Source organism: Chryseobacterium sp. Bi04 (assembly GCF_918698085.1).
In the GTDB taxonomy this organism is placed as follows: domain Bacteria; phylum Bacteroidota; class Bacteroidia; order Flavobacteriales; family Weeksellaceae; genus Chryseobacterium.
Genome location: NZ_CAKKLP010000011.1, coordinates 1 through 26306 on the forward strand (window position 1 = coordinate 1; position 26306 = coordinate 26306).

Consider the following 26306-nt stretch of genomic DNA (forward strand, 5'->3'; position numbering starts at 1 on the left):
GTATAATGTATAATGTATAATGTATAATGTATAATGTATAATGTATAATGTATAATGTATAATGTATAATGTATAATGTATAATGTATAATGTATAATGTATAATGTATAATGTGATCATTAAACACTATTTTCTGCATCAATAGGAACGGACTTTAGTCCGTTCACTTTATAAATCAGCCAATCTGGCTTTAGCCAAAACCTAAAAATAAAATTTTTTCAAAAAAAAACATCTACGCAAAATGACAGCGTAATACTACGATTACTTTGCATCAGAAATCAGAGAGGAAGATATAGATTCCCAAATGTTTAACAAAAAACAGTAATCATGAAATTTAATTTTTTAAGAAAAGAGACTAAAGTAGTCATGAACTACGAAGGTGAAAAAGCATATATGATGACACCTGCTGAAGAATTATATAGTGCTGTTGTTACAACAGGACTGTCCAATACAACCTATGAGAAAGGAAATGACAGGTTGGAAAGAATCCAATCTCTGATTAAAAAAAATGATCCGGAATTCGTAGCGAAATTAGCGGTCTATGCAAGAAGAGATATGTACCTGCGTTCCATACCATTGGTTTTGACGACTGAGCTGGCAAAGCAGACTTCAGGTACGGATTTAGTAAGCCGGACAGTAGAGGGCATTGTTCAAAGAGCGGATGAAATCACAGAACTGTTGGCTTACTACCAACTTGCGAATGAAAGAACAGAAACAAAAAAACTGAATAAATTATCAAAACAGATTCAGAAAGGGTTGGCAAACTCATTCAACAAATTTGATGAGTATCAGTTTGCAAAATACAATAGAAAAGCTGAGATCACACTGAAAGACGCGTTGTTCCTGGTTCACCCAAAAGCTAAAGATGAAAATCAACAGGCTGTTTTCAATAAGATTGTAAATGGTACTCTGGAAACTCCTTATACTTGGGAAGCTGAACTTTCTGTCTTAGGTCAGAAGAAATTCATTAATGACGAAGAAAGAAAAGTGGCCTTCAAAAACAAATGGGAAGAATTGATCTTCAGTAATAAGCTGGGCTATATGGCAACCTTGCGAAATCTGAGAAATGTTTTAGAAGCAGAAGTATCATCCGCAGCAATGGATAAAGTATGCCACTACCTGGCCGATGAAAAAGCGGTTCGCAACTCAAAACAGCTCCCATTCAGATTCCTGGCAGCTTATAGAGAATTAAAAAGGACCGGTTCTCCATACCTGTCCTCTCTTTTGGAAGCACTTGAAAATGCAGTAATGATAAGTGCAAAGAATATTAAAGGCTTTGGCTTTGATACTTCGGTGGTCATTGCAGCGGATGTTTCAGGTTCAATGCAGAAACCGGTGTCTAATAAAAGTAAAGTTTTATTGTATGATATTGGGTTGCTGATGTCTATGATCTTACAGTCTCAGTATAACAATGTGGTAACAGGTATATTCGGTGACCGTTGGATGCGTGTTCCGATGCCAAAGAACAGCATTTTAAGAAATGTTGACGAATTCTATAAGCGTGAAGGAGAAGTAGGTTATTCTACGAATGGTTACCTGGTCATTGAAGATCTGATCAAAAGAAATGAAAAAGTGGATAAAATAATGCTGTTCACCGATACCCAAATGTGGGACAGCAGAGGTCTTAAAAACTCTTTTGAAGACTCTTGGAACAGGTACAAAGCTATGGCTCCCAATGCGAAACTGTATATTTTTGATTTGGCAGGTTATGGCAGACAGCCTCTGGATGTCAGAAAAAATGATGTATATCTTATTGTAGGTTGGTCAGACAAAATTTTCGATGTGCTGAATGCTTTGGAAGACAAAAAATATGCAGTAGAAATGATAAAAAAGGTAGTGCTGTAAAAGGCACTGCTTTAAATAAAAGATAATAAAAAATAAAAAACAACTGCGTAAAAAGAATGCGCAGAAGCTGCATAAATTTGTAACAAGAAATTAATAACCATGAAATCATTGCCTTGCTCAAATTATATCAAGTGTCGTTTTAGGATCATACTTCGGATTTTAATCATCGGGTCGCAGGTTCGAATCCTGCCTTCTCCCCCGAAAAGGAGAGGTAGCTCAGAAGGTAGAGCAAATGCACGACAGATCTTAAGAATATTACCTTGATTATTCTCAAAAAAGAACAATGACTATAAAAAATGTATACTCAAGTCAAGTGTCGTTTTGGAATCGGGACACGGGTTCAAATCCCGTCTCTTTCACAAAATTACGATGTGTAGTAGGAAGAGTAGCTCAGAGTTAGAGCACGACATCACTTTTTGCTTATTGCCTTGTTTTTATAAAAAGAAAAGCTGGAAGCTGTGAGGCCCCTTTGTATCATAATTTTCTACAATGTCCGTCTTTGCACTTCCAGCCTTATTGTAATAATGATTATATAAGTGTCGTTAGGAAAAATTTCATCGTTACGCAATTATGGGAGGAATAGCGAAATCGGTAACTCCGGTAAGGCTATCCGGTTCGATTCCGGCTAACGTACAGCCCGCTTTTTCCTTATCATTACCTTATAAAAATGCCGGTAGATTATTTACCGGCATTTTTCATTGTATTTTCGAGATCTTCCTCAAACATCATTCTCCATTTTGAGAGCGTGGTTCTGCTTATTTTATATTTTTTAGACATATAGCTGGTAGAATACCCGTGCTTCTTTTGATACTGAAGAAGCTTTAGCATTGTCTTTTTATCGTATGTTTTTAGCTTTTGGTTTTCTCTGGACTGTTGAAATAATTTTTCATTGAACTTCAGAACATCTTCAGACGTGTTAAGTTTTTCAAGAAGTTCTTTGATTTTAGGATCTTGTAACTTCTCAGGATGTTCCAGTTTAAGCATGTCATGGTAAATCTTTTTGTAATTCGGGCGCATTCTGTATCTGTTTATCCGTTAGTAGTATCAACCTTTTGAAGCCATCGGTGAAGTGTGCTTTTAGGAATGGAATATTCTTTAATAACATCAGTTGGGGTCATTTCTCCGGAAAGAATTCTTTTCATGATAAATTCTTTAATCTCCTGAGTATAAATATTTTTTCTGAAATAAGGAATTTTATCAGATTTCTGCTGGTTTTTATTTACTGCTGAAGGAGGAGCATATAATATTAAATGAGAACTGTACAGTCTGAAAAAATCATACTCTAATAGTTTGCTCCATCGTAGAAGAATATCTGCCTCCAGTGATTTTTTTTCGTACATCTTTTCAACAGACTCTTCATCCTTTCCCAAAAACTTGCATATTCTCTCAATAGGTATTTCATTTTCATCAACTCTCTCTTTAATAAACTTTCCTATATGGATCTCTTTATATAACATTTTTATTGAATATTATCTTGATTAAACTTATGCATTGAAAAAAATAGGTAGTATATATTAAAATAGAACCGAGTGGATTGGCTTGAATTTGAAGTCAACAGAATATTGGAGTATCATACTCCAAAAGATGTTCAAGATGAGTTAATATCTTAAAAGAATGGAGGCACTGCCACTTTAATTGATCTTAGAATATATTCCTTATTTTCATTTGGTTGATCAACTCTCTTCTCTTTCAAACCTCTTTTTTCTACCATTTGTGTAAATAATATATAACCTATTAAAGTTTCTTCATGCAATCTATCTGTTTAAGTAGTTATTTACCAGGGACTATGTGTTTTTTAGTAACGAAAACTTTACGTAAATATTCCCCATCAATGGTAAATAAATTGCTTAATTGTTTTCAAATTTAAACAAAAATTGGAAGTAAGCAGAATAAGAAGTGTAAAAAAGTTTATTTATAGTAAAATTTTAATTAAAATTAACATATTGTATAACAGTAATGTGAATTTTTTAAAAAGATCGGAAGAAAGATAAAGTAAAACAATTGTATACTATTGTACAAGTACATACCTTTGCCAATCAATGAAAAATACCATAAGTTTATTCGATTTTTCGAAGAAAATCAATTATAAAAATGAATTGCTGGCAGGCTTTACCGTAGCCATGACCATGATTCCGGAATCTCTTTCATTTGCTATTCTGGCGGGTCTTTCTCCACTTACAGGTCTGTATGCAGCTTTTATAATGGGACTGGTGACCGCTGTTTTAGGGGGACGTCCCGGAATGGTGTCAGGAGGAGCCGGAGCTACCATTGTTGTTCTGATTGCATTGATCCAATCTCATGGGATAGAATATCTTTTTGCAACCGTAGTATTGGCAGGAATATTTCAAATGCTGGTAGGCCTCTTTAAGCTGGGAAAATTTGTCAGGCTCATTCCACAACCTGTTATGTACGGATTTCTGAACGGATTGGCCATTATTATTTTTATGGCACAGGTTGAACAGTTTAAAATTATAGGCAGTAATGGTGCTGTTAGCTGGCTTCAGGGACTTCCTTTATATAGTATGGGAGGATTGACTGCCTTAACGATTGCCATAGTATATTTTTTTCCAAAGGTCACAAAAGTTGTGCCCGCTTCTTTGGTAGCTATTATAGTAGTTTTTGCAGTGGTTCTTGGCTTTAATATTCCGACAAAAACTGTGGCTGATATTGCACACATAAGTGGAAGTCTTCCCAGTTTTCATATTCCACAAATTCCTTTCTCTTTAGAAACTTTACAGATTATTTTTCCTTATGCCCTTATTATGGCCGGAGTAGGGCTGATAGAATCGCTGCTGACATTGTCTATGGTAGATGAAATTACAAATTCAAAAGGAAATGCTAACAAAGAATCTGTTGCGCAGGGTCTTGCCAATATGACCAATGGCTTTTTTTGTGGAATGGGAGGCTGTGCAATGGTGGCGCAAACACTGGTGAATCTTAATGCAGGATCAAGAGCCAGATTATCAGGGATTATCGCCTCTGTGATGATTCTGATGATCATTCTGTTTGGAGCTCCTGTTATTGAGAAAATTCCTATGGCTGCTTTGGTAGGGGTGATGATGATGGTGGCCATCAGTACTTTTCAGTGGGTTTCTATCAGAATTATTAATAAAATGCCGAAATCGGATATCGTGGTAGGAATTACTGTAGCTCTAATAACCGTCATCCTGCATAATCTAGCACTGGCAGTTTTGGTGGGAGTTATTATTTCAGCCCTGGTTTTTGCCTGGGATAATGCTAAAAGAATACGGGCAAAGAAATATACAGATGAAAACGGAGTAAAGCACTATGAAATATACGGTCCATTATTTTTTGGTTCTGCCACGGCGTTTGCAGATAAATTTGATCCAATGAATGATCCTGATGAGGTGATCATAGATTTCAAAGAAAGCAGGGTTGTAGATATGAGCGCCCTTGATGCTCTTGATAAGCTGTCAAAACGATATAAACAGGAAAATAAGACCTTATATCTTCGCCATCTGAGTGAAGACTGCCGTAAAATGCTGAAAAATGCCGAAGCAGTGATTGAGGTTAATATTCAGGAAGACCCAACATATAAAGTAATGCCTGAATAGTGAATTTTGCTTCGCAAGTGAATGGTGAATAGGCGCAGGTGAAAATTGACAAACACAGCGATTGACCATTCACTATTCTCACAAATAATTAACCAAGGACCATAAAATAGAATTATGGTCCTTGGTTTTTGCTTTGATTTCGTTCCTTAAATCATAAAATATCTTAAAACAGGGAACTAAAGTAATGCATTTATGATAAATATTTTATCTTTGGAAATAAGTAGAAAACCAAACACTTGTTGATGATTAATAAAATTTAAATCTTTTTCAAAAAAGCTAAATAAAACTTTTAACTAAAACATATTGAAAACAGATATCGACATTCATAACCACTGTCATTTTTCCTTTGACCTGTGGCTCACATTAATCAAATCTCATCCTGAATTTAAAACAAAAAGAGTTGAGCTCTTCTCCTCGTTTTTTAATGTCAGCAAACCCATAGAGGATGTTGCCAAAACTGTAAAATATTACGATGATCTTTGTAATACAATTAATGAAGTAACAGGAGGGAATATCGATACCTTTGAAATCTATCTGATGATCTTGGGAGCATTGGATGTTGATGTAAAGCTTTTAAATAAAGAAAAACTGAATGAATTTTATCTTAAAAGTGAAGAGCTTTTTTTAGAATACAAACCGGTAATTATTTTTGAAAATATCCATGATTTTTTTGACGATATCAAAAATCAGGGTAAAACTATTAATATTCTAAGCAACACCGGATTTATCAAAGGGAAAACGATGAGAAAGTTTCTGATTCATGAAAATCTGGATCAGTATATAGATTTTCATATCTACTCCGATGAGATAAACTTTTCTAAGCCGAACCCACTTGTTTTTCAGGAAGTGAAAAACAAGATTAACGATCAGGATATTCCGATGCATCAGATTCTGCATATTGGAGACAATCCTGTAGCAGATTACAAAGGAGCGAAAGACTTCGGTTTCAGTGCACATTTACTTAAACACTAAAATAAACATGAGTACAAGATACAGCTTACACCACATTCATTCCGCAGATGAGTTTACTTTCTCACCGGCAGAATACAGCTATTTCAAATATGGCGATAAGTCGTATGCAGAAAAATTTGCAAAAGAATTATTCGAAGGGTTTATCTCTCAGAATAAGGAGATTTTAGATACAGATAAAGAAATTGTGGTACTGCCAAGCCCCTATATGGCAATTCCTACCGCTTCCAATTTTTTATGTTTCTTCTTTAAAAAATACCTGGATTTTTATCTTTTTCAAAAAGGAAAAAAATCAAGTGTTTTGTCTAAGATCAACAGGAACCATACCTATATTACAGATTATGGGAATCTTAATTTTGAAGATCGTAAAAATCTGATTGCCAATGATACTTATTATATAGATAAAGATTTTTTAAGAGGAAAACTTTGTATTTTTATAGACGATATAAAAATTACAGGAAGCCATGAATATACAGTGAACAGAATCCTGAATGAATATATGGTGGAAGCCGATTTTATGTTCCTGTATTATGCTGAGCTGATTAATTTTGACCTTGATCCTAAGATTGAAAATTATTTCAATTACTATGCAGTACAAAATGTACAGCATATTGCAGAAGTGATGGGGAAATCAAGTTTTGAATTCAATACAAGGATTGTAAAATATATTTTAGGCCTTAATTCAAGTAATTTTGATTATCTTACGTCTAAAGTAAAAAAAGAACAGATGGACCTTCTTTTAGAGCTGGCCATCAGTAACAATTATCATTTAATAAAAGAATACGAAAATAACATCAATACTTTAACGCAAACGGAATTATATTATGGCTATTAACTTACAAAAAGGACAAAGAGAAAATATTAACGCACCTAAATTTACTGTAGGTTTAGGATGGGATATCAATAATACTTCTACAGGAACAGCATTTGACCTTGACGCTTCATTATTTTTATTGGGAGAAGACAAAAAATTAGTGTCAGACAGCCACTTTATTTTTTATAACAACCTTGAATCTCCGGATAAATCAGTAATTCACACCGGAGATAACCTTACAGGAGAAGGCTCAGGTGATGATGAGCAGATTAAAATCGATCTTACAAAAATTGATCCTTCGATTCAGGAGATTACAGTAGTAGTCACTATTCACGATGCTGATACCAGAAAGCAGAACTTTGGACAGGTAAGAAATTCTTTCATTAGAATTTTTAATACAGATACGAATGAAGAGATCTTAAAATATGAATTGGATGAAGATTTCTCAATCGAAACCGCTGTAGAATTCGGAAGAATCTACAACAGAAACGGAGAATGGAAATTTGAGGCTGTAGGAGCAGGACAAAGAGACGGCCTTGAGAAGTTTGTATCAATTTATCAGAAATAAGTATGGATAATCAGGAAAATCAACCCATAGATCCGCTAGGATCAATTGAACCTCTTAAAACATTTGAACCTACGCCAATGACTCCACCAAGTCAGCCTGTTCAAAATGCAGCACCGGCAGTTCTTGTAGACAGGGAAGGAAATGTAAGCCTTAGTCAGTTACAGCCGGAGGAACGTCAGAAGTATGAACTTCTTGCCAACTCCATTGACGAAGCTAATCCGGGATCTATTGTGAATTTTGGAGCTGAGCTTCAGAAAACATTATCGAACCAGAGTGACAGTTTCTTAGGAAATGTAAGAAGATCAAACTCCGGAGAAGTAGGAGTACTTATCAATGATCTTTTGGTAGAACTTAATTATGTAGACGTAGAAGAGCTTAACGGAAATAAAGTAAAGAGTTTCCTTAGCAAACTGCCTTTTATGAAAAAGATCATGACTCAGGTGGAAAACTTATTTACGAAATACGATAAGATCATCAACAATATTGAACAGATCTCTTATAAAGTAAATGCGGGGATTATTACTTCTACAAAAGATAATGCTGTTTTGCAGACTATTTTTGAAAGTAACGTAAACTCCATTAAGCAAATTGAAGAGCTGGTAATTGCAGGAAATGTAAGAATGGAAAGAGCTGCAGGAGAACTATCCTTGATGGAAGCCAGCCCTGAAAGCTATCAGGACTATCAGATTGCGGATAAAAGAGATTTTATTGCCAGATTAGACAGAAGAATGGCTGATCTTAAGGTAGTACGTGTCATCATGATGCAGTCGCTGCCACAGATTAGATTAGTACAGAATAATAATGTTTCTATTGCTGAAAAAGCACAAACAATTCTTACCACTACACTTCCGGTATGGAAAAATCAGCTTTCTCTGGCTGTTGCTATGTACAGACAGCAGCAGAATATTGAAATTCAGCAGAAAGTATCTTCCACTACTGAGGCTATCTTAAAAAAGAATGCAGAACGTCTTGGTCAGAACTCAGTGAATGTAGCCAGAGCCAATGAACAGACAATTGTATCTGTAGAAACATTGAGAGAAACAACTTCAATGCTTATCAATACACTGAATGAAGTGAAACAGATCCAGAAGCAAGGTGCTGATAACCGAAGAAAACTGGATCAGGATCTTCAGACATTGGAGCATGAATTAAAAGCTAATGTCAGAGGTTAATTAACAGGGTACCAAGGTGGGGGATGATGCAGCAACCATATTGTCGCAAAGCAAAAGAAGGTTAACAAAGCTTAAACTTCTGGCTAATTTTTTTGAACATATTGACATAATATCCATTTACATCAAAACAGATATTATCCACAATCTGTTCCAGGAGAATACTGCTTTGGATTATAGCAAGCTGGAACTTTTTCACCTTCAATATACCGACAGCCTTATAGAATTGCTCACCAAGATCAAAAGACAGAAGGAAAATGATATGCTGACTGTCATTAATGAAATTGGTATTAATAAAAAATATATTTCAGGTTTTGAAGAAAGAAGAGTAGACAGTTTTCAGACGGACAGGAAAATGTACAGTGGTGTATTTTCTCAACATTTGAAAACACTGTATAAAGATCTTACAGAAGATGTTTTTACAGCCAATTGGGATAATGTACTGTATTTCCACAAGAAATATGCTCAGGAGTTTTACAGGACCGAAGCAGACGAATCTCTGCTCAAGGCCGATTCTTTTCCTGGTTATAAGTACCTGGACTATTCTATTGAAAGAAAACTTTTGGGAAGACTTAATATACAGGGATTTAAAGTCCGTTTTGTTTGTGGTTACCTTATGGGAATTCATGAGTATGAACTTTTTAAGATCTTTCAGTCTGATGATTATTTTATTTTCAGTGTAGACGAGAAGAAACTTTATCTTTTTGATAAAGAACTGGATCAGCTCGATATTTCTGAAAATCAGTCGAATCAGGGAACTATTATAGATCAGCTGAAAAGGAAAAATGAATACCTGGAAAATACTATGAACGAAAGAAAACGCAGTATACCCACAGAGGTGGAAAGTGTTTTGAAAGACTATTTAAAAAACCTGGAAAATATAGATATTATGAGCAAAATATTTGATTTCGATGAAGAAACAAATATCCTGCGGGCAATGCTTAATTTGAATTTGAATAATAACTGATACGAAATTTGAAAAGTGAAAAAGCAAATCTGCTCTTTCACAAAAAAAGTAAATAACAACTAAACATACAAAGATGGCTATCAACTTACAAAAAGGTCAAAGAATAAACCTTAAAAAAGAAAACGGCGCTGAACTTTCCCAAGCTTGTGTAGGAATCAACTGGGGAGCAATTGAAAAAAAAGGCCTTTTTGGAACTAAAAAAGAAGCAGTAGACTTAGACGGAAGCTGTATTTTATATGATTCAAATAAAAATGTAACGGAAGTAATTTATTTCGGAAACCTGAAATCCAGAAATGGAGCTGTAAAACACAGTGGAGATGATCTTACAGGTGATATCAATGGCGATGACGGATTGGACAACGAAGTCATTACTGTAGATTTCAGCCAATTGGAACCCAATATCGAACATGTTGCAATGGTTTTAAATAGCTACCAAGGCCAGGATTTCGGAACAATTCCTTTTGCTTCTATCCGTATTTATGAGGGATCTCCTACCAACGTAAGAGAAGTTTTTGCTAAATATGATATTGCAAACGACGCTTCTTTCAAAGGACATGTGGCTATGGTAATGGGAGTATTCTATAAGAGAAACGGAGAATGGAAGTTCAATGCTATCGGAGACCCTACAGCAGATAGAAAACTGGAACAGACCATTCAGACTGTACAGCTGAATTACTTATAATCAATTATCAATCAACAGATAAATAAAATAGCAATATTTGTACCTTGTACACTTATTGCTTTTATCATATAATAACATATACAAGTGGAACATCAAAGTATTTTAGAACTACACCCTGGCCTGGTCTGGGGATTTGCGATAACGGTTGTTATCATGCTGCTCCTGGATTTAGGAGTATTCAATAAAAAAAGTCACGAAGTCTCGTCCAAAGAAGCCACCATCTGGTCTATTGTGTGGATCTCACTTTCCATGATCTTTTCAGGAGTCGTGTATTGGGTTTTCAATACAGACGGAACACCGGAAAGCCATGGTATTGCCGTAGAGAAATTTACACAGTATCAGGCTGCCTACTGGATAGAGAAAGCCCTTTCTGTGGATAACTTATTCGTATTTATCCTTGTTTTCGGATTTTTTAAAGTTCCGAAATACCTTCATCATAAAGTACTGTTCTGGGGAATTATCGGTGCACTGATATTCAGAGCCATATTTATCTTTGCTGGAGTAGGACTTATTAACCTTACTTACCTTCCTGAAATGAACGTTTTCGGAAAACCTGTACAGATCAATGTAGTAATGGCCCTGTTCGGACTGTTTCTCGTGTATGCAGGGATTAAATCCTGGGGCGACGGAGCTGATGATGACGATGAAGATTACAGCAATACAGCTGGAGCAAGGCTGATCAAAAGCTTCTGGAAAGTTTCGGATAATTATGATGGTGACAAATTTTTCACCATTCAGAATGGGATCAAGATGGCAACACCTCTTTTAGTAGTGGTAGGAGTTATCGAATTTACAGACGTTCTTTTTGCCGTGGATTCTATTCCGGCGATCTTTGCGATCTCAAATGACCCTTTCATTCTTTATACATCAAATATCTTTGCTATTTTAGGGCTTAGATCATTATATTTCCTGCTGGCAAACTTTATTCACATGTTCAGCAAACTTCCATATGGTCTGGCCATTATCCTTTCATTTATTGGAGTTAAAATGCTTATAGCACCGTGGATTCACATTCCATCTCCTGTTTCTTTAGGAATTGTAGGAGGAGTATTGGTGATCTCGGTTCTTTTATCCATTATATTCCCTGAAAAAGAAGTAGCGGAAAAAGAAAAATTAGAAGAAGAATAATCATCATTAAAATAAAAAGGAAGCCTCTGGAATTGTAATTCTGGAGGCTTTTTTGTTAATAAGTTTTTTTGTTGGAAAACGCAATGATGCAAGAAATATAATCATAATTCCTGCTTTTAGGGCACAAGAAAATCAAAGATTTTCAGCAAGGATACTTATTAATTATTTACCTTATTCAGAATCATATTATTAGAGATATTTAAATTTTATCGGAGATAAAAATTCTTGCGTCTTTAATACATGGCATTAGTAAAAATTTTGCGCTTTTGCGTTTTCCAAAACTCTCAAAGGGAAAAATTTTAAAATAAAATAGACAGATCAGTCTGTTCGTTATTTTTTTTCATACATTTGTTTCATAAAAGAAAACAATATGAAATCTCCAAGAGAAAGAATAATAGAAACCACCTTTCAATTGTTTGCGAGACAAGGCTATAACTCTACCGGAATTAATCAGATTATTTCCGAAGCAGAAGTTGCCAGAGCCAGTTTCTATCAGTATTTTAAATCAAAAGAAGATTTGTGTGCGGAATTTCTGAAGGTAAGACATGAATATTGGTTCAATGAACTCCATAATTTTTTAACGAAAGAAAAAGAGTCAAAATATAAAATCATCAAAGCTTTTGATTTTTTAATCTATATGAATCAGAAGGAAAATTTCAGAGGATGCAGCTTTCTGAATATTTTATCAGAAATTCCAATGGATAATGTCAAAATACTCAGTGTAATCCAGTCGCATAAGGCTGACCTTAGAAACTACTTTTTAGAATTATTGGCGGATGATATGCTTTCAGACCATATTTATATGCTTTTTGAGAGCAGTATCATCGAAAGTCAGCTTTTTAAGTCTGATGAATCGATTGAGAAAACAAAAAGAATAGTTATCAATTTAATACCATAAACAATGGAACAGAAACATCCGCTTCCCCCTTTCACTTTTGAAACGGCATTGGAAAAAATTCAAATGGCAGAAGATGCCTGGAACAGTCAGGATCCTGAAAAAGTATCAAAAGCATACACTATAGACAGTGAGTGGAGAAATAGGGATACCTTTATCAATGGCAGAGAAGAGATTGTTGTATTTCTTCGTAAGAAATGGGAAAAAGAACTCCATTATACGCTCAAGAAAGAATACTGGGCGCATACTGATAACCGTATTGCGGTTCGTTTCGAATATGAATATCAAACAAAAGACGGCAGCTGGTTCCGAGCGTACGGAAATGAAAACTGGGAATTTGATGAAAACGGACTCATGCAGAAAAGATATGCAAGCATCAATGATCTGGCTATCAAAGAAGAAGATCGAAAGTTTAAATAAAGTAAAAGACTGTTGTTGAGACAGTTTTTTGTTTTATAGACAAAAGAAAATCTCTACTGATATTGCCATGAATATAATGGATATCAACAAATTTTATCGAAGATAAATCTTTGTGCCCTAAAAGTATAACGTTTGTCAGAAAATTTTGCGTCCTTACGTTTCCAAAATTATAATTCATCTTTTATTTCCCATGCAGCAGCTTATTAATTTTCCTCCTCGTCTGTACAGAAACTTTATAAGCTTCATCACGCAGTTTTTGTATTTTTCCTACAGGCTGAAAAATAGTTTTGCTTTCAAAAGGATTGAATGAAAGGAGTTCATTGGTACAGGTTTGCGAATTAAGCAAAGCACCTTTATTGATCTTCAGTTCGCCAATTTTAATATAGGGTGAGTTTTTCCATTCTACATTCAGCTTATTAATAGGCTGATCTTTTAAATCATAGCAAAACTGGATTAAAACATCCGCTGTGAAATCATGAGTCTGAAAATAAGTTTTCAAGGTGTCTTTTATTTTTTGATTCTTACCTATATTCCTGTCTACAGATTTGGGAGCTAATTTTATTTTGATCATATAATCCCCCAGACGGTAGGCTCCTACCGAATGATAATCAAAAGACAAAATAAAATCATTTTTCTTGCGCAGAAGCTTTACAATATTTTTCAAAAAAGAGCCCGATAAAACCGTAGGAATTGTTTTAATTGCCTGGGCGAGTATGGGAAATATACCGCTCCATTTTTTCAGATATGATCTGTTGATAGCGGTAAATAGCTTTAAAAAGGTGGAAACAGAATTGACGGGAAATAAAGGAAAATTGACCAATGGATAATTGGCGAGAATACCTCCATTTTCATCTTTAATCTGTACTGCCATTCCATAAGCAGGAATATCTTTTTTAGCATTATTAATGGTGAGCTGAGCATTGGAAAACCTGATGATAAGATCAAATTTCTCTTTATCAAAAAAAGCATGAAGAGGTTCAGGAATATTGGGATTAATCCATAATGTTCCTTCAGCTACAGCATAGGTTTTTGCATGAGCATTTCTTGTAGCATAATTGACATCACTGATAGAAGAGGATTGCTCAACAAAATCTGCAATCGATTTTTTATTGATCTCCAGAAGCTTCTTTTCCTCTTCATTGAGTTCATCAAATTTCTTATTATATTTTAGTGGCTTTGGCATTTAGTTTTTAAATTCAATTATAACGCCAAGTTTTGGAAATTGTGTTAACTGAGTATTACAAATGTTTGAATTTTACTGAGATAACGGGACGAAAGTGGATATATTGAATGCTATAAAGTATCCGGATTAGAATACATACTTTAAGTACTTGATTAATAATACTTCCTGTTTCTGATTCCCAACTTCCGGCAACAAATCTTATCTTTGCAAAAAAAATTAAAGTATGGGAGTAGCAGATTTGTTATTTAAACGCAAAAAAGAATTGGCAGAAAAAAACCTTAACGACGGTAAGGAATATATGGTAGAGTACGGTAAAAGAGAAAGTGTTGTACAATTGCCAAGCGGTTTGCAGTATGAAATTATTACTGAAGGGGATGGTGCAAAGCCAGGACCTAAATCTACTGTAAAATGTCATTATCATGGAACTACTATTTCAGGTAAAGTTTTCGATAGCTCTGTAAAAAGAGGTACTCCAGCATCTTTCCCTTTAAACAGAGTAATTTCAGGATGGACAGAAGCGCTTCAGCTTATGGCTGTGGGAAGTAAGTGGAGATTAATCATTCCTCCGCATTTAGCCTATGGAGATCAGGAAATCAGCAAAGAAATCGGACCTAACAGTACACTTGTGTTTGAAGTTGAATTACTGGATATTAAATAGTCCTTTTTAAAATAGATTAAAAAATTTACCTGAACTCAGGTAAATTTTTTTATTTGTATTATATTCGTATAAATGAATCATCATAAAAACAGAACAGCTTCACAACTGTTAATCATGATTATGATCATCCAGATACTGCACAAACTTATAAATGAATGAAAAATCTATTCTACCTTTTGGCTATTTTTAGCTTATTGACATCTTGTGTTTCCAGGAAAAATCAAACTATTCAACAGAATATATTGACCCTGAAGGATAGTTATTGTAAGGCACCATTTAAATATGACTTTATTAATAAACTTCCGTCGTATAATTCTGATTCCATTCTGACAGCTAATAAAGAGCTTAAAAATGTACTTTCTGAGCAAAGTATCCTGATCCTGAATGCCCTGAATAATTTGGATGAAGTATATAAAATTATAGCACTCAAAAAAGACTCTTCTATTGCTTCTCAACTTAAAGTTTTACAGCTAAAAGGAAAAATCAACAACAAAATTGCTATTTCCTTAACAGAATTAGATGCGGTAGCAGCAGAGTTTGACTGTGAAGGAGAAAGGGTAGAGCAAATTGAAAATTATGTGAATGATCTTAATAATTCCAGAAATAACAAGATGATTTTGTATTCTATTATAACAGGAGCCGCTGCTTCCATAGCAGGGGGTATTATAAAAAGTGATGGATGGAGCAATGCAATTGATATTGGTGGTGGAGCTTTAGGAGCGGGTTTTGGACTGGCAACACTTAATCCGAAAGGTAAAAAAGTGGAATTTATCCATAAAAGAAATCTGCTGAGAGATATATGGAGAGGAAAACTGGAATCGTCAAATTTCCCACCGTTCATCTGGTACATGTACACGGAGAGAAGGTTTTCAAGCATGGAAACAAAATCTATTATCGCCAATATAAAAGAGATATGGCTCAATTATCAGTTCGATGGTAATAAAGAAGCTGCAGACCAGTCGGTGATCTTCAGTGACGGGGGGATCTACAGAGCTGATGATCTGCACAGCCGAGCATCGATGCTCAACCAGATGCAGTCTGCTACCCGGAAGATCAATCAAAATATCAGCTATCTTCTGTTAGATCTGGACCGTCTTATACTCTAAGAAAAAATAATTGTAATAAAATTTGTTACAATTAAAAAAATGCTTATCTTTGCCATGTAATTACAATGAACAATACAAGATTTGCTACGGCAGTACATATTATGACCTTATTGGCGAAAAGTCCTCAGGAGTGGCTCACTTCCGAATGGATTGCTGGAAGTATCAATGTAAACCCGGTTATTGTCCGAAAGGAGATGAGTGTATTAAGAGAAGCGGGCCTTATTATGAGCAGACAGGGAAAAGAAGGAGGAAGCCAGCTGGCAAAGAATGCTGAACTGATTAGCATTTCTGAAGTGTACAAAGCGGTAAAAAATACAGAAGTATTAGGCAAAAAAAATCAAAACCCCAATCCTGCATGTAGTGTGGGAAAGGAAATCAATGTTCATTTAAATACATTATTTGAAGAAACAGATCAATTGGTAGTTAACTTTTTAGGAGATAAATCATTGAGAGAATTCGCTGATCAGTTCGAATAAAATTTTTTTAACTATAAATGTAACAAATTTTATTACAATTTAATTTAAAATATAACATTATGAAAAAAGTAGCAGTAATTGGTGCAACAGGATTTGTAGGAGCACGCATAGTAACAGAATTAACTGAAAGAGGATATGCTGTAGAAGCTTTAGTAAGGGACGCATCGAAGGTAAAAACACAAGAGAATGTAACAGCAAAAAGCGTTGACGTAAACAATGTAGATGAATTGGCAGAAGCCTTAAAAGGAAGTGACGCTGTAATTAGTGCTTTCAATGCCGGATGGACGAATCCAAACCTTTACAATGACTTCTTAAATGGTTCCGTAAACATTGAAAAAGCAGTAGGGCAGGCAGGAGTAAAAAGACTTATCGTAGTTGGGGGAGCAGGAAGCCTATACACACCAGACCACGTACAGATTGTAGATACTCCTGATTTCCCGGAGGCATACAAACCGGGAGCAACAGCGGCAAGAGATTATCTGAACAAGATCAAAGAAAATAATACATTGGACTGGACTTTCTTCAGCCCGGCAGTAGAAATGAACCAGGCTAATGTAGGAACAAGAACTGCACAGTACAGAACATCATTGGAAACTCCGGTATTTGACGAAAACGGAAGAAGTCGCCTTTCTGTTGAAGATGTAGCTGTAGTTTTAGTAGATGAATTGGAACAGAATAATCACATCCGCGAACGTTTTACAGCAGCTTATTAATTATAAAAAATAACAAAAATGTTTAAAAAGAAATTATTATCCTTGGCAGTAATGCTTGGTTTCGCAAGTCTTGTATGGGCTGGGAATCTTAAAGTAAAAGTTTATAATCCCGGATCTAAAGCGATTTTTTCCATTACCTCAACAATCATTTATGGAGATAAAGATGCCATGCTTGTTGATGCTCAGTTTCAGAAGCAATATGCGGAACAATTGGTAAAAGAAATAAAAGCGACAGGCAAAAACCTGAAAACCGTCTATATCTCACACAGTGACCCCGATTTTTATTTTGGATTGGATGTGATCAAAAAAGCCTTTCCCAATGCTAAGATTATTTCAACAGCTCAGACTGCTTATTTGATATCTGCTTCAAAAGATGATAAAATGGCTGTCTGGAAACCGCAGATGAAAGGAGATGCTCCTTTAGAAATCATAATTCCGGAAGCCGTTACTGCAATTCCTGATCTTGAAGGAAATAAAATTGAGTTCAGACAGAATTCTGAAGACCCTGCCCATAGTTTTCTTTGGATTCCGTCTTTAAAAACAGTAGCGGGAGGGATCTCGGTTTCTACGGGTTCACATCTTTGGATGGCTGATACTCAAAATCTAAAAGCTATTGATCAGTGGATTGCACAGATTGATGCTATGAAAGCTTTACAACCTCAACAGGTGATTCCTTCTCATTTTTCAGAACAGTCTCTTTCTCCTCAGTCTCTGGATTTTGTTAAAGGCTATCTTGAAAACTATAAAAAAGCAGTTACAGAAAATAAAACAAGTTCTGCCATTGTAGATTTTATGGTGAAAAAATATACCACCCTTCCCGGAAAAGAAGAATTGGAAATGGGCGTGAAGGTTTTTATGGGAGAAATGGCCTGGGATTTAAAATCACCCTATCCGGCGATTGGAAATAAAGTAGAGGTAGATTTTGGAACAACAAAATTCATCCTGGATTTTAAAGATAACAAAACCATGTCGTTCCTAGGAACAGCCGGACCTTCGAAAGATGCCAAAGATACGGTGCAGTATACTGCAGTGGAAGTGGCTAAGAATGTCTTTATGGTATATTGGCATGAACCACACCTAGGTTTCAATGTAACCCATATTCAGGATTATAATAAAAATATAATATATTCAAATATTGCAGGACCTGATGGTACATTTACCCATCCGAAGGGGACTCTGAAGATTTTAAAATAAAAAAAATCTGCCTATTGATTCTATCTTTTAGCACCTTTAAGATGAAGATATAAACAATAAAACCTAGTATGAAATAAATATCAATTTCATAGCTCACAAAGTTTTTAATTGAATATAACAAGAAAAAGGCTGTTCCATCGGACAGCCTTTATTTTTATAGATTCATAAACAGCTTCGGATTAACCGGAGTATTGTTTTTGTGTACTTCATAGTGAAGATGAGGTCCCGTAGAACGGCCGGAATTTCCGGATTTAGCAATTACCTGGCCTACTTTTACCTTATCATTTACTTTTGAAACAAGCTGTGATAAATGTCCGTATAGAGTAGCTAATCCATTTCCGTGAGAAACAATAACGCAGTTTCCGTAGCCTCCTTTCTGCCCGGAGAAAATGATGGTTCCTGCAGCGGCAGCTCTTACATCAGAACCATAGGCCACCGCAATATCTAATCCTTTATGAAACTGCATCTGATCAGCTTCAGCAGGCGGGTTATTTTTTTCAGCAGTTGCGATGGTATTAGAAGAAGAAGCGGTTCCGGCAACAGCTTTTGCAGCTGTGGGAGCTGGAGTTGCAGCAGCAACTGGAGCGGCTTTTGGAGTTACCATTACCTTGATCTCCCTTTTAATACCATAACTGTCTGTCACTTCAATAATTTTTTCTACAGGTTCAGCTTTTACTTCCGGCTTTGGAGCTGCGGCCACTACAGGCTTAGACTCTGTTGCAGCATTGGTTTTTACAGAAGCATAAACGGTTTTATAGGGAATAGGATTTTTTCTAATTCCAAAGTTAGATGAAATATATCCGTCAGTAGGCATTCCCAGGGGAACCTGCATCAGTTTTTTCTGCAGATCCATTAAATACTGACTATATCGGTTGGCCTGTTTGGCGAGATAAACAGAATTTGAAATGCTGTCCTGGCTGAGAACCATTAGTTTTTCGTTGGAAATGTCTTTAGATTTCAGGAAAGAATTGAGCTGTGAAACAGTCTGATCTACAAGATTAAGATCTGTTTTCATTTTCAAATAATCTACACTGTCCCTTTCAGTGTTTATTTTTACAAGGTTGACTTCGTAGTTTTTGTCATCCTTCTCTGAGAATAACTTGGCAATACATATCCCTTGTGCAAAAACTACTAGTAAAAGCCCTCCGAGGAGAATGTTTACGTTCTTCTTGCTGTTTAGAAAATTTTTCATATTTCCTCTCTTAGTAAGTTTAAAACGGTTTGAAGCTGCAAATTTAATTAAAATTAATCTTTATGACTTATTTTTAATTAAAACTCATGATTTTCTGTATTTAACGTTTAATTAGATATTTAATTGTGTTGAAGTGTTAATTTTTTCAGAAAACGGCTTTTATCATTGTTTCAAAAGCGTTGTTACGTCTATGTTTTAATATCTTTGCATTTCACATTCCAATTATGGCTAAAAAGAAAATAATGTCAGAATCTTCTCATCCAAAAAAGAATAAAAAGGATATTTCTGTAGGAGTAGTAGGAAGCGGAAGTTTTGCAACCGCTATCGTAAAAATGCTTGTTGAAAACTGTAAAGTTGTACACTGGTGTGTAAGAAGTGAGTTTGTAAAAGGAGCTATTGAGCTTCGTGGACATAACCCCACTTATCTTACAGCAGCTCATTTTAATCTTAAAAGTTTAAAACTAACCACGGACATCAATGAATTGGTTTCTGCCTGTGATGTTATCGTTTTGGCAACCCCGTCTATTTACCTGTCTGATACATTAGAAAAAATGACATGTGAATATTCAGAAAAAATCTTTATATCGGCTATTAAAGGGATTATTCCTAAAGTAAATGATGTGGTAGCGCATTATCTGCGTGATGAATTTAAAATAGGTTTCAGAAATCAGGCGGTTATTGCAGGACCATGTCATGCAGAAGAAGTCGCAATGGAAAGACTTTCTTATCTTACGATTGCCACGGTAGAAGATGAAACTTCTGAAAAATTAAAAGAAATTTTCAGTTCAGATTTTATTAAGGTTCAAACCAGTAAAGATATTTTAGGAAATGAATACAGTGCTATTCTTAAAAATATTTTTGCCATTGGGGCCGGTATAGCAAGTGGGTTGGGATATGGAGATAACTTTACAGCTGTTTTTGTATCCAATGCGATCCGTGAAATGGAAACCTTCCTGGAAGCCATTTATGAAGCCCCAAGAGATGTGAATGAAAGTGCCTATCTGGGAGATCTTTTGGTAACCGCCTATTCACTCTTTTCAAGAAACAGAAACTTAGGAAACCTTATCGGGAAAGGATATACCGTAAAATCCGCAATACAGTCGATGAATATGGTGGCAGAAGGATATTACGCTGCAGATTCCATCTATAAAACAGCAAAGCAGAAAAAACTTAAATTACCAATTATTGATACGGTGTACGCCATTCTTTATGAAGGTAAAAATGCTGAAAAGCAGTTCAAAAAACTGACAGCGAAACTGAATTAAAAAAAGAAGGTTGCATAAACCTTGTTTTAATATATTTGAATCCAAGCTTCCCAGCTTGGTTTTTTTTATGGGTTTATTTCTGTGATGATCAAAGGTATTCGCTGAGACCGGGAACTGTATTTTTGAGTTTTTACCTATTTGAGTTGTTGCTATTATCAATCATTTCAATGAAAACATATCGAAATTTTCCATGATTTTTTGTTGTATACTAAAGAAGTCTTTTTCCAAGCAAATTAACGTGTTAAAATCGTTTCTCTTTTTAAAACTTTTCCCGAAATTTGAAGTAAAATTTAAAAATATGCCACAATCGCTTACAAGCAGAACACCGAAACCTAAATATGACGTTGTACTGATAGGCGGCGGAATCATGAGTGCTACTTTAGCAACGCTGCTTCATGAATTTGATCCCAATCTTGAAATTGCGATCTTCGAAAGGCTAGGAAGATTTGCCAAAGAAAGTACAGCAGCATGGAACAATGCCGGAACAGGACATTCCGCTTTTTGTGAACTAAACTATACTCCTGAAAAACCGGATGGTACCATAGATATAACAAAAGCAGAAAGTATTGCTGAACAATTTGAAATTTCAAAACAGTTCTGGGCTTATCTGATTACAAAAGGCTATATCAAAGAGCCTAAAGAGTTTATCAATTCATGTCCGCACATGAGTTTGGTTTTTGGTGAAAAAGATGCTGCCTATCTTAAAAAGCGTCATGATAAAATGGAAAAATCAGTTCTTTTTTCCGGAATGGAATTTTCTTCCGATCATGAGAAGCTCAGAGAGTGGATTCCTTTGGTAATGAGCAAAAGAAATCAATCTGAAATAATGGCAGCCACGAAAATGGATATGGGAACAGATGTCAACTTTGGAACGTTAACCAGAAAAATGGGAAGACACCTGCTTGAAGATTCTAATGTAGAGGTCTTCTTATACCATGAAGTGAAGGATATTGATCCAAGAGAGGATGGGAAATGGGAAATGAAGGTAAAAGACAGAATTCATAGCCACAAACAGGAGGTTGTTGCTGATTTTGTATTTATCGGAGCTGGAGGATATGCCCTTCAGCTACTAGACAGCTCAGATATTAAAGAAAGTGAAGGCTACGGAGGTTTCCCTGTTTCCGGACAGTGGCTGGTAAGCCATAATCAGGAGCTGGTGGAAAAACATCAGGCTAAAGTGTATACTCAGGCAACAGTGGATGCTCCACCAATGTCTGTTCCGCACCTTGACCTTAGAATTATAGATGGTCAGAAAGCTCTTCTTTTTGGACCTTTTGCCGGGTTTTCAACAAAGTTCCTGAAAGAAGGAAGTTATCTTGATCTCCCTGAAAGTGTTAATACAAAAAATTTAAAATCATTATTTGGTGCCTGGTGGCATAATATCCCGTTGACAAAATACCTTATTCAGCAGGTAGCCATGACGAAGTCTCAGAGAATGCAGCATTTGAGAGAATTTGTAAAAGATGCCAAAGAAGAAGACTGGGAACTGAAAGTGGCAGGACAGAGAGTTCAGGTTATTAAAAAAGACGAAAAAGAAGGGGGTAAACTTGAATTCGGAACTGAAGTGGTGGTAAACAAGAGCGGTACTATTGCTTCTCTGTTAGGAGCTTCACCGGGAGCCTCCACAGCGGTATATGCTATGCTTAATGTTCTTGAAAAGTGCTTCCCGGAAAAACTTCAGGGAGAATGGAAAGATAAATTGCTTGAAATGGTGCCTTCTTACGGGAAGAAATTGGCAGAACATCCGGAACTTACCCAAGAGGTAAGGAATTATACAAAAGAGAAATTAGAATTAGAATATTAACATCAGTAGTGAGCAATGGGTAGTAAGCAATACAAGCAGAATTACTCATTGCTTATTATTTATTACTTATAAAAAAGGTGGAAGAAGTCGTTGTAAAGCCGCTCATAGCAAAAGAACTCCTGGAGTCTCTTCAGACAAAAATAGAAGAGGAGAAACAGGTGATTATACACTGTTGCTTCCCGGCATCACCATTCTTAGGGAATCTGATAAGAATCTGGCATTCCACTTATCTCTTTGATAATCAGTCTGAGCATAGAAGCAAGATGATTCATGCAGAAAACATCTCAATTTCCCCTTATTGGACACCGGTTCCTTTCATGAAGGATTTTTGGTTTACCCTGATATTTTCAGGGCTTCCGAAAGACTGTAAAAGTTTTGATTTAAAAGAAGTGATTCCTGAAGAAGGTGGTTTCTTTGTAGAATCCATTAAGAGAAATTCTTCAGATGTGTACCGTGTAAAAATATCAGAATCCTGATCAATATGAAGCTAAGAGAGAAAAAGCTGGAACAAATTATTCAGTGGGCTGAAAATAATCCCGATATCCGGGCTGTTCTTCTGACCAGTTCATTGGTGAATCCTTATGCTCCGGTAGATGACCTGAGTGATCTTGATGTAGAACTGGTTTTTGAAAGCCGAAAAGACTATGAAACTGATAATAGCTGGCTTCAGCTTTTTGGAGACCCCATTTCTATGATTGAGGAAGATGATACTGTTTTTGAGGGAAAACATGCCATGAAAATGGTCTTGTTCAGGGATCATGTGAAAATTGATTTTAAGCTGTACCAGGTATCTGAATTTATACAAGAAATGCAAAAAGAAACGCTTCCTGAAGATTGGGACGTAGGGTATAAAGTGCTTATTGATAAAGATGGTCTGACAAAAGATCTGAAACCTCCAACTTATCAGTCAATTATGATTCATAAGCCTGATGAAAAAGAATTTCAGCAGCTGATGAATGATTTCTGGTGGGATACTACCTATGTAGCAAAATGTCTGAAGCGGGGTGATATTTTTTATGCTAAATTCATGTCTGAAAATATCCTGAGAACAGAATATTTGGTTAGTCTGGTTGAATGGCATATTGGTAACGGCCATAACTGGGATAACATTACCACTAATAAGCATGGAAGGCTTTTTAAAAAATACCTGTCTGAAGATCTATGGAGTAGAGTGGAGGCTACATTTTCCGGAAGTTCCATTGAAGAAAACTGGACTGCCCTATTTGCTTTCGCTGACCTGTTTCATGAACTTGGAACTTTTTTAGCTCAAAAACTGAACTTTACGTACCCTTCTCAACTTGAAAGTGACATCCGGACTTATCTTCTTGAAGTAAAATCAATGCCGTGATTTAAGCAAATTCATTCCCTTTGATCAGGTTTTCAATACAGTATTCTGCAATGGCAGTAATGGTAACAAAAGGATTTACTCCAATTGTTCCGGGAATTAATGATCCATCTAAAACATAGAGGTTTTCATGTTCCTTTAGTTTACCATATTCATTAGTTGTTTCACCCAAAACACATCCTCCGAGCGGATGATAGCAGATATCTGCTCCAAAACCATTATTAAAAAGGAAATGACTTCTGGTTCCTCCATTGGCTTTATTCATTTTTCTGACAAAGTATTGGGCATTTTCCTTCATTTTGACCGTATGACTTTCATCCCAATTCAGCTTAAGAGACCGATTGATGGTATCATACGTTACTTCTCCTTTTTTATCAACCCGGTTAATTAATAAATATAAGGCCGTGGCCACATCCATTCCCATAGGCAAAGGAGCAATCTCCGTGAAGAAAGGATGCTCCTTATCATCCCAGTTGTCTATGCCACCCACCGGAATGGTAGATTGCTTTGCTCCCGTGCCTCCGGACAAAGGCTTTACCCAGTTTCTTCCGGTCATAAAGTTACCATTGTTACCCCAGTTTTTTCCGATACCTTCATGAAGAGGCAATCCGTTTACAGCATGGGATCGTAACAGAAGCTGTAAAGTTCCCATTGTGCCTGCCGCAAGAATAAGTTTTTTACAGTGGAACTTTTTATCAGCAATTAAAGCTCCTGATGTATCAGTTTGCTGTACGTTTACGGTATATGTTTTATCATCATTCAGTGTTATATCGTCTACCCGGTGAAGATCAAGAATTTCAAGATTTCCCGTTTCCAGTGCTTTTTTGATATAGGTTTTGTCTAAACTGTTTTTACCATGATTGTTTCCATAGATCACTTCAGTATTAAGAGCAGAGCGGGGAACTTCATTCAGAAATTCTTTCTCCATGTATTTAAAATCATATACATTGGGAACTCTCATTGTTTTAAAACCTGCTTTATGAGCTTCTCCTTCTCCCACCCGTGTAAATTTGTAATAAGGACAGGTTTTTAAAAATTCCTCATCAATCACGTTTACTTTAAGTTCTTTTTGTACCAAAGGAAAATAATGGTTATAGAACTTTTCTGCATCCAGATGGGGGAAAACCTCTTTGAAATAGCTCTCTTTAGGAGTTACGGCCATTCCTCCGTTAACGAGCGACCCGCCGCCAACACCCCGTCCAACCCAGATATTAATATGATCAAAATCCAGACGGTCCAGGGTCCCGGTAAAAGGAGTCAGAGAAAAAATATTCATGAACGGAGCAATGCTTTTCTTTTTAAGCCATGCAGAGCTTTTTCCAGGTTTTAGCAGGTTAGAAAAAGGAATACCTGCCTTTTCCCAGTTGAGCCCCATTTCCAGCAGCACTACTTTTTTCCCGGCTTCACAAAGACGTAAAGCAGATACAGCACCTCCATATCCACTGCCAATGATAACAATAGGAGCTTCTATAATTTCGTTTTGCTGATCGTCTTTCCGTTCCGCAGCCCGGAATAGATCAGATTGAAGAAAATAAAAGCCTGATACCGCTAATACACTTGTCTTAATGAATTGTTTCCTGTCCATGAGCTTTGCTTTTCAAAAATTATGCTAGATTCATGAATGGGTGTTTTATTTAAAACAGATTATACTTTTTTATTATAATTTTAACTGTTTATACCCTGAAAAATTCATAGTTTTACTTATAATTTATAGTATTTATGAAAAAGATTTTATTGTTCTTTTTGATCCTTCCTCTTTGGGCTTTTCCCCAAAAAACGACTTCTAAAGAAGTGATGGATGTGAAAAAATTTCAGAAAGAACTCAATGCTGAATATCTGAATCCGAAAGAAACGCCTTTACGGGGAGATGATTTAAAAAATTTTAAAGAACATCCTTTCTTTCCGATTGATACAAAATATAGAATTACGGCAAAATTTATTAAATCAAAAGATACAAAGCCTTTTGATCTTCCCACTTCTTCAGGGAAAACAAAGTCTTACCAGGAATATGGAAAGGCAAGCTTTGAGCTGGATGGAAAACCTTATACCCTTACTTTATACCAAAGCCTGGATTTAATTAAGCAGAAGAAATATCAGGACTATCTTTTTCTTCCCTTCCGGGATGCTACCAATGAAAAAGAAACCTATGGCGGTGGAAAATATATGGATCTGAAAATTCCGAAAGGAAATACAATCGTACTGGATTTTAATCAATCCTACCATCCTTATTGTGCTTACAATGCCTACGACTATAATTGTCCTATTGTGCCTGAAGAAAATAAACTTCCTGTGGAAATACGTGCAGGGGTAATGTACGAAGATATCTATCATCACTAAA

26 protein-coding genes are annotated in these 26306 nt (G+C 35.8%); 21 read left to right on the forward strand and 5 right to left on the reverse strand.

Annotation, left to right across the window (positions count from 1 at the left end; translation table 11 throughout):
• Nucleotides 1-327 precede the first annotated feature (327 nt).
• Complete coding sequence (locus tag LQV47_RS15990; protein WP_230038583.1) at nt 328-1845, forward strand: TROVE domain-containing protein; 1518 nt, start codon at nt 328-330, stop codon at nt 1843-1845.
• 678 nt (nt 1846-2523) lie between these two features.
• Here LQV47_RS15990 and LQV47_RS15995 read toward each other — a convergent pair.
• On the reverse strand, nt 2524-2862 hold the full coding sequence (locus LQV47_RS15995) for a helix-turn-helix domain-containing protein (protein ID WP_230038585.1): 339 nt from the start codon (nt 2860-2862) through the stop codon (nt 2524-2526).
• Nucleotides 2863-2873: 11 nt separating this feature from the next.
• Nucleotides 2874-3302, reverse strand: coding sequence for a transposase (locus LQV47_RS16000; RefSeq protein ID WP_230038587.1), 429 nt, complete (start codon nt 3300-3302; stop codon nt 2874-2876).
• 582 nt (nt 3303-3884) lie between these two features.
• On the opposite strand from LQV47_RS16000, the gene LQV47_RS16005 reads away from it, so the two are divergent.
• The 10 genes from LQV47_RS16005 (at nt 3885) to LQV47_RS16050 (ending at nt 13032) form a co-directional block, all read left to right on the forward strand.
• Nucleotides 3885-5420 (forward strand): SulP family inorganic anion transporter, encoded by a 1536-nt coding sequence (locus LQV47_RS16005; RefSeq protein WP_230038589.1) that lies wholly within the window; start codon nt 3885-3887, stop codon nt 5418-5420.
• A gap of 303 nt (nt 5421-5723) precedes the next feature.
• Entirely contained in the window at nt 5724-6392 is a 669-nt protein-coding gene (locus LQV47_RS16010) for an HAD family hydrolase (protein WP_230038592.1), read from the forward strand.
• A 7-nt stretch (nt 6393-6399) separates the two neighbouring features.
• On the forward strand, nt 6400-7224 hold the full coding sequence (locus LQV47_RS16015; RefSeq protein WP_230038593.1) for a phosphoribosyltransferase family protein: 825 nt from the start codon (nt 6400-6402) through the stop codon (nt 7222-7224).
• Complete coding sequence (locus LQV47_RS16020) at nt 7214-7771, forward strand: TerD family protein (protein ID WP_230038595.1); 558 nt, start codon at nt 7214-7216, stop codon at nt 7769-7771. The genes LQV47_RS16015 and LQV47_RS16020 overlap by 11 nt, the downstream gene beginning before the upstream one ends.
• 2 nt (nt 7772-7773) lie before the next feature.
• Nucleotides 7774-8943 (forward strand): toxic anion resistance protein, encoded by a 1170-nt coding sequence (locus LQV47_RS16025; RefSeq protein ID WP_230038597.1) that lies wholly within the window; start codon nt 7774-7776, stop codon nt 8941-8943.
• A 16-nt stretch (nt 8944-8959) separates the two neighbouring features.
• Nucleotides 8960-9907 carry a hypothetical protein gene (locus LQV47_RS16030; RefSeq protein WP_230038599.1) on the forward strand — a complete coding sequence of 316 codons (948 nt, stop codon included), beginning with the start codon at nt 8960-8962 and terminating at the stop codon, nt 9905-9907.
• Nucleotides 9908-9980: 73 nt separating this feature from the next.
• Nucleotides 9981-10589: a TerD family protein gene (locus tag LQV47_RS16035; protein WP_230038601.1), complete on the forward strand. Its 609-nt coding sequence runs from the start codon at nt 9981-9983 to the stop codon at nt 10587-10589.
• An 84-nt stretch (nt 10590-10673) separates the two neighbouring features.
• Nucleotides 10674-11717 carry a TerC/Alx family metal homeostasis membrane protein gene (locus tag LQV47_RS16040; protein ID WP_257191423.1) on the forward strand — a complete coding sequence of 348 codons (1044 nt, stop codon included), beginning with the start codon at nt 10674-10676 and terminating at the stop codon, nt 11715-11717.
• A 370-nt stretch (nt 11718-12087) separates the two neighbouring features.
• Entirely contained in the window at nt 12088-12615 is a 528-nt protein-coding gene (locus LQV47_RS16045) for a TetR/AcrR family transcriptional regulator (protein ID WP_230038603.1), read from the forward strand.
• 3 nt (nt 12616-12618) lie between these two features.
• The gene (locus LQV47_RS16050; protein WP_230038605.1) at nt 12619-13032 is read left to right on the forward strand and encodes a nuclear transport factor 2 family protein; all 414 of its coding nucleotides are present in this window, start codon (nt 12619-12621) and stop codon (nt 13030-13032) included.
• 181 nt (nt 13033-13213) lie between these two features.
• On the opposite strand, the gene LQV47_RS16055 is transcribed toward LQV47_RS16050, so the two are convergent.
• Complete coding sequence (locus LQV47_RS16055) at nt 13214-14215, reverse strand: catalase (RefSeq protein ID WP_230038606.1); 1002 nt, start codon at nt 14213-14215, stop codon at nt 13214-13216.
• A gap of 223 nt (nt 14216-14438) precedes the next feature.
• Between LQV47_RS16055 and LQV47_RS16060 the strand changes: the two genes are divergently transcribed.
• The 5 genes from LQV47_RS16060 (at nt 14439) to LQV47_RS16080 (ending at nt 18362) form a co-directional block, all read left to right on the forward strand.
• A complete protein-coding gene (locus LQV47_RS16060) occupies nt 14439-14873 on the forward strand; it encodes an FKBP-type peptidyl-prolyl cis-trans isomerase (RefSeq protein ID WP_230038608.1) in 435 nt (144 codons plus the stop codon).
• A 155-nt stretch (nt 14874-15028) separates the two neighbouring features.
• Entirely contained in the window at nt 15029-15979 is a 951-nt protein-coding gene (locus LQV47_RS16065) for a hypothetical protein (RefSeq protein WP_230038610.1), read from the forward strand.
• 65 nt (nt 15980-16044) lie between these two features.
• On the forward strand, nt 16045-16455 hold the full coding sequence (locus LQV47_RS16070) for an Rrf2 family transcriptional regulator (protein ID WP_230038612.1): 411 nt from the start codon (nt 16045-16047) through the stop codon (nt 16453-16455).
• Nucleotides 16456-16514: 59 nt separating this feature from the next.
• Complete coding sequence (locus tag LQV47_RS16075; RefSeq protein WP_230038614.1) at nt 16515-17168, forward strand: NAD(P)H-binding protein; 654 nt, start codon at nt 16515-16517, stop codon at nt 17166-17168.
• Between the two features lie 18 nt (nt 17169-17186).
• Entirely contained in the window at nt 17187-18362 is a 1176-nt protein-coding gene (locus tag LQV47_RS16080) for an MBL fold metallo-hydrolase (protein WP_230038616.1), read from the forward strand.
• Between the two features lie 154 nt (nt 18363-18516).
• Here the strand turns inward: LQV47_RS16080 and LQV47_RS16085 are convergent, their stop codons facing one another.
• Nucleotides 18517-19554, reverse strand: coding sequence for a M23 family metallopeptidase (locus LQV47_RS16085; RefSeq protein WP_230038618.1), 1038 nt, complete (start codon nt 19552-19554; stop codon nt 18517-18519).
• Between the two features lie 242 nt (nt 19555-19796).
• Between LQV47_RS16085 and LQV47_RS16090 the strand changes: the two genes are divergently transcribed.
• The 4 genes from LQV47_RS16090 (at nt 19797) to LQV47_RS16105 (ending at nt 23971) form a co-directional block, all read left to right on the forward strand.
• Complete coding sequence (locus tag LQV47_RS16090; RefSeq protein ID WP_230038620.1) at nt 19797-20819, forward strand: NAD(P)H-dependent glycerol-3-phosphate dehydrogenase; 1023 nt, start codon at nt 19797-19799, stop codon at nt 20817-20819.
• 298 nt (nt 20820-21117) lie between these two features.
• The gene (gene mqo / locus LQV47_RS16095) at nt 21118-22623 is read left to right on the forward strand and encodes a malate dehydrogenase (quinone) (protein WP_230038622.1); all 1506 of its coding nucleotides are present in this window, start codon (nt 21118-21120) and stop codon (nt 22621-22623) included.
• Between the two features lie 77 nt (nt 22624-22700).
• Nucleotides 22701-23099: a hypothetical protein gene (locus LQV47_RS16100; protein ID WP_230038624.1), complete on the forward strand. Its 399-nt coding sequence runs from the start codon at nt 22701-22703 to the stop codon at nt 23097-23099.
• A 5-nt stretch (nt 23100-23104) separates the two neighbouring features.
• Nucleotides 23105-23971, forward strand: coding sequence for an AadS family aminoglycoside 6-adenylyltransferase (locus tag LQV47_RS16105; RefSeq protein WP_230038626.1), 867 nt, complete (start codon nt 23105-23107; stop codon nt 23969-23971).
• Between the two features lies 1 nt (nt 23972).
• Here the strand turns inward: LQV47_RS16105 and LQV47_RS16110 are convergent, their stop codons facing one another.
• Nucleotides 23973-25553: a GMC family oxidoreductase N-terminal domain-containing protein gene (locus LQV47_RS16110; RefSeq protein WP_230038628.1), complete on the reverse strand. Its 1581-nt coding sequence runs from the start codon at nt 25551-25553 to the stop codon at nt 23973-23975.
• Nucleotides 25554-25687: 134 nt separating this feature from the next.
• On the opposite strand from LQV47_RS16110, the gene LQV47_RS16115 reads away from it, so the two are divergent.
• Complete coding sequence (locus LQV47_RS16115; RefSeq protein ID WP_230038630.1) at nt 25688-26305, forward strand: DUF1684 domain-containing protein; 618 nt, start codon at nt 25688-25690, stop codon at nt 26303-26305.
• Nucleotide 26306: the final 1 nt, after the last annotated feature.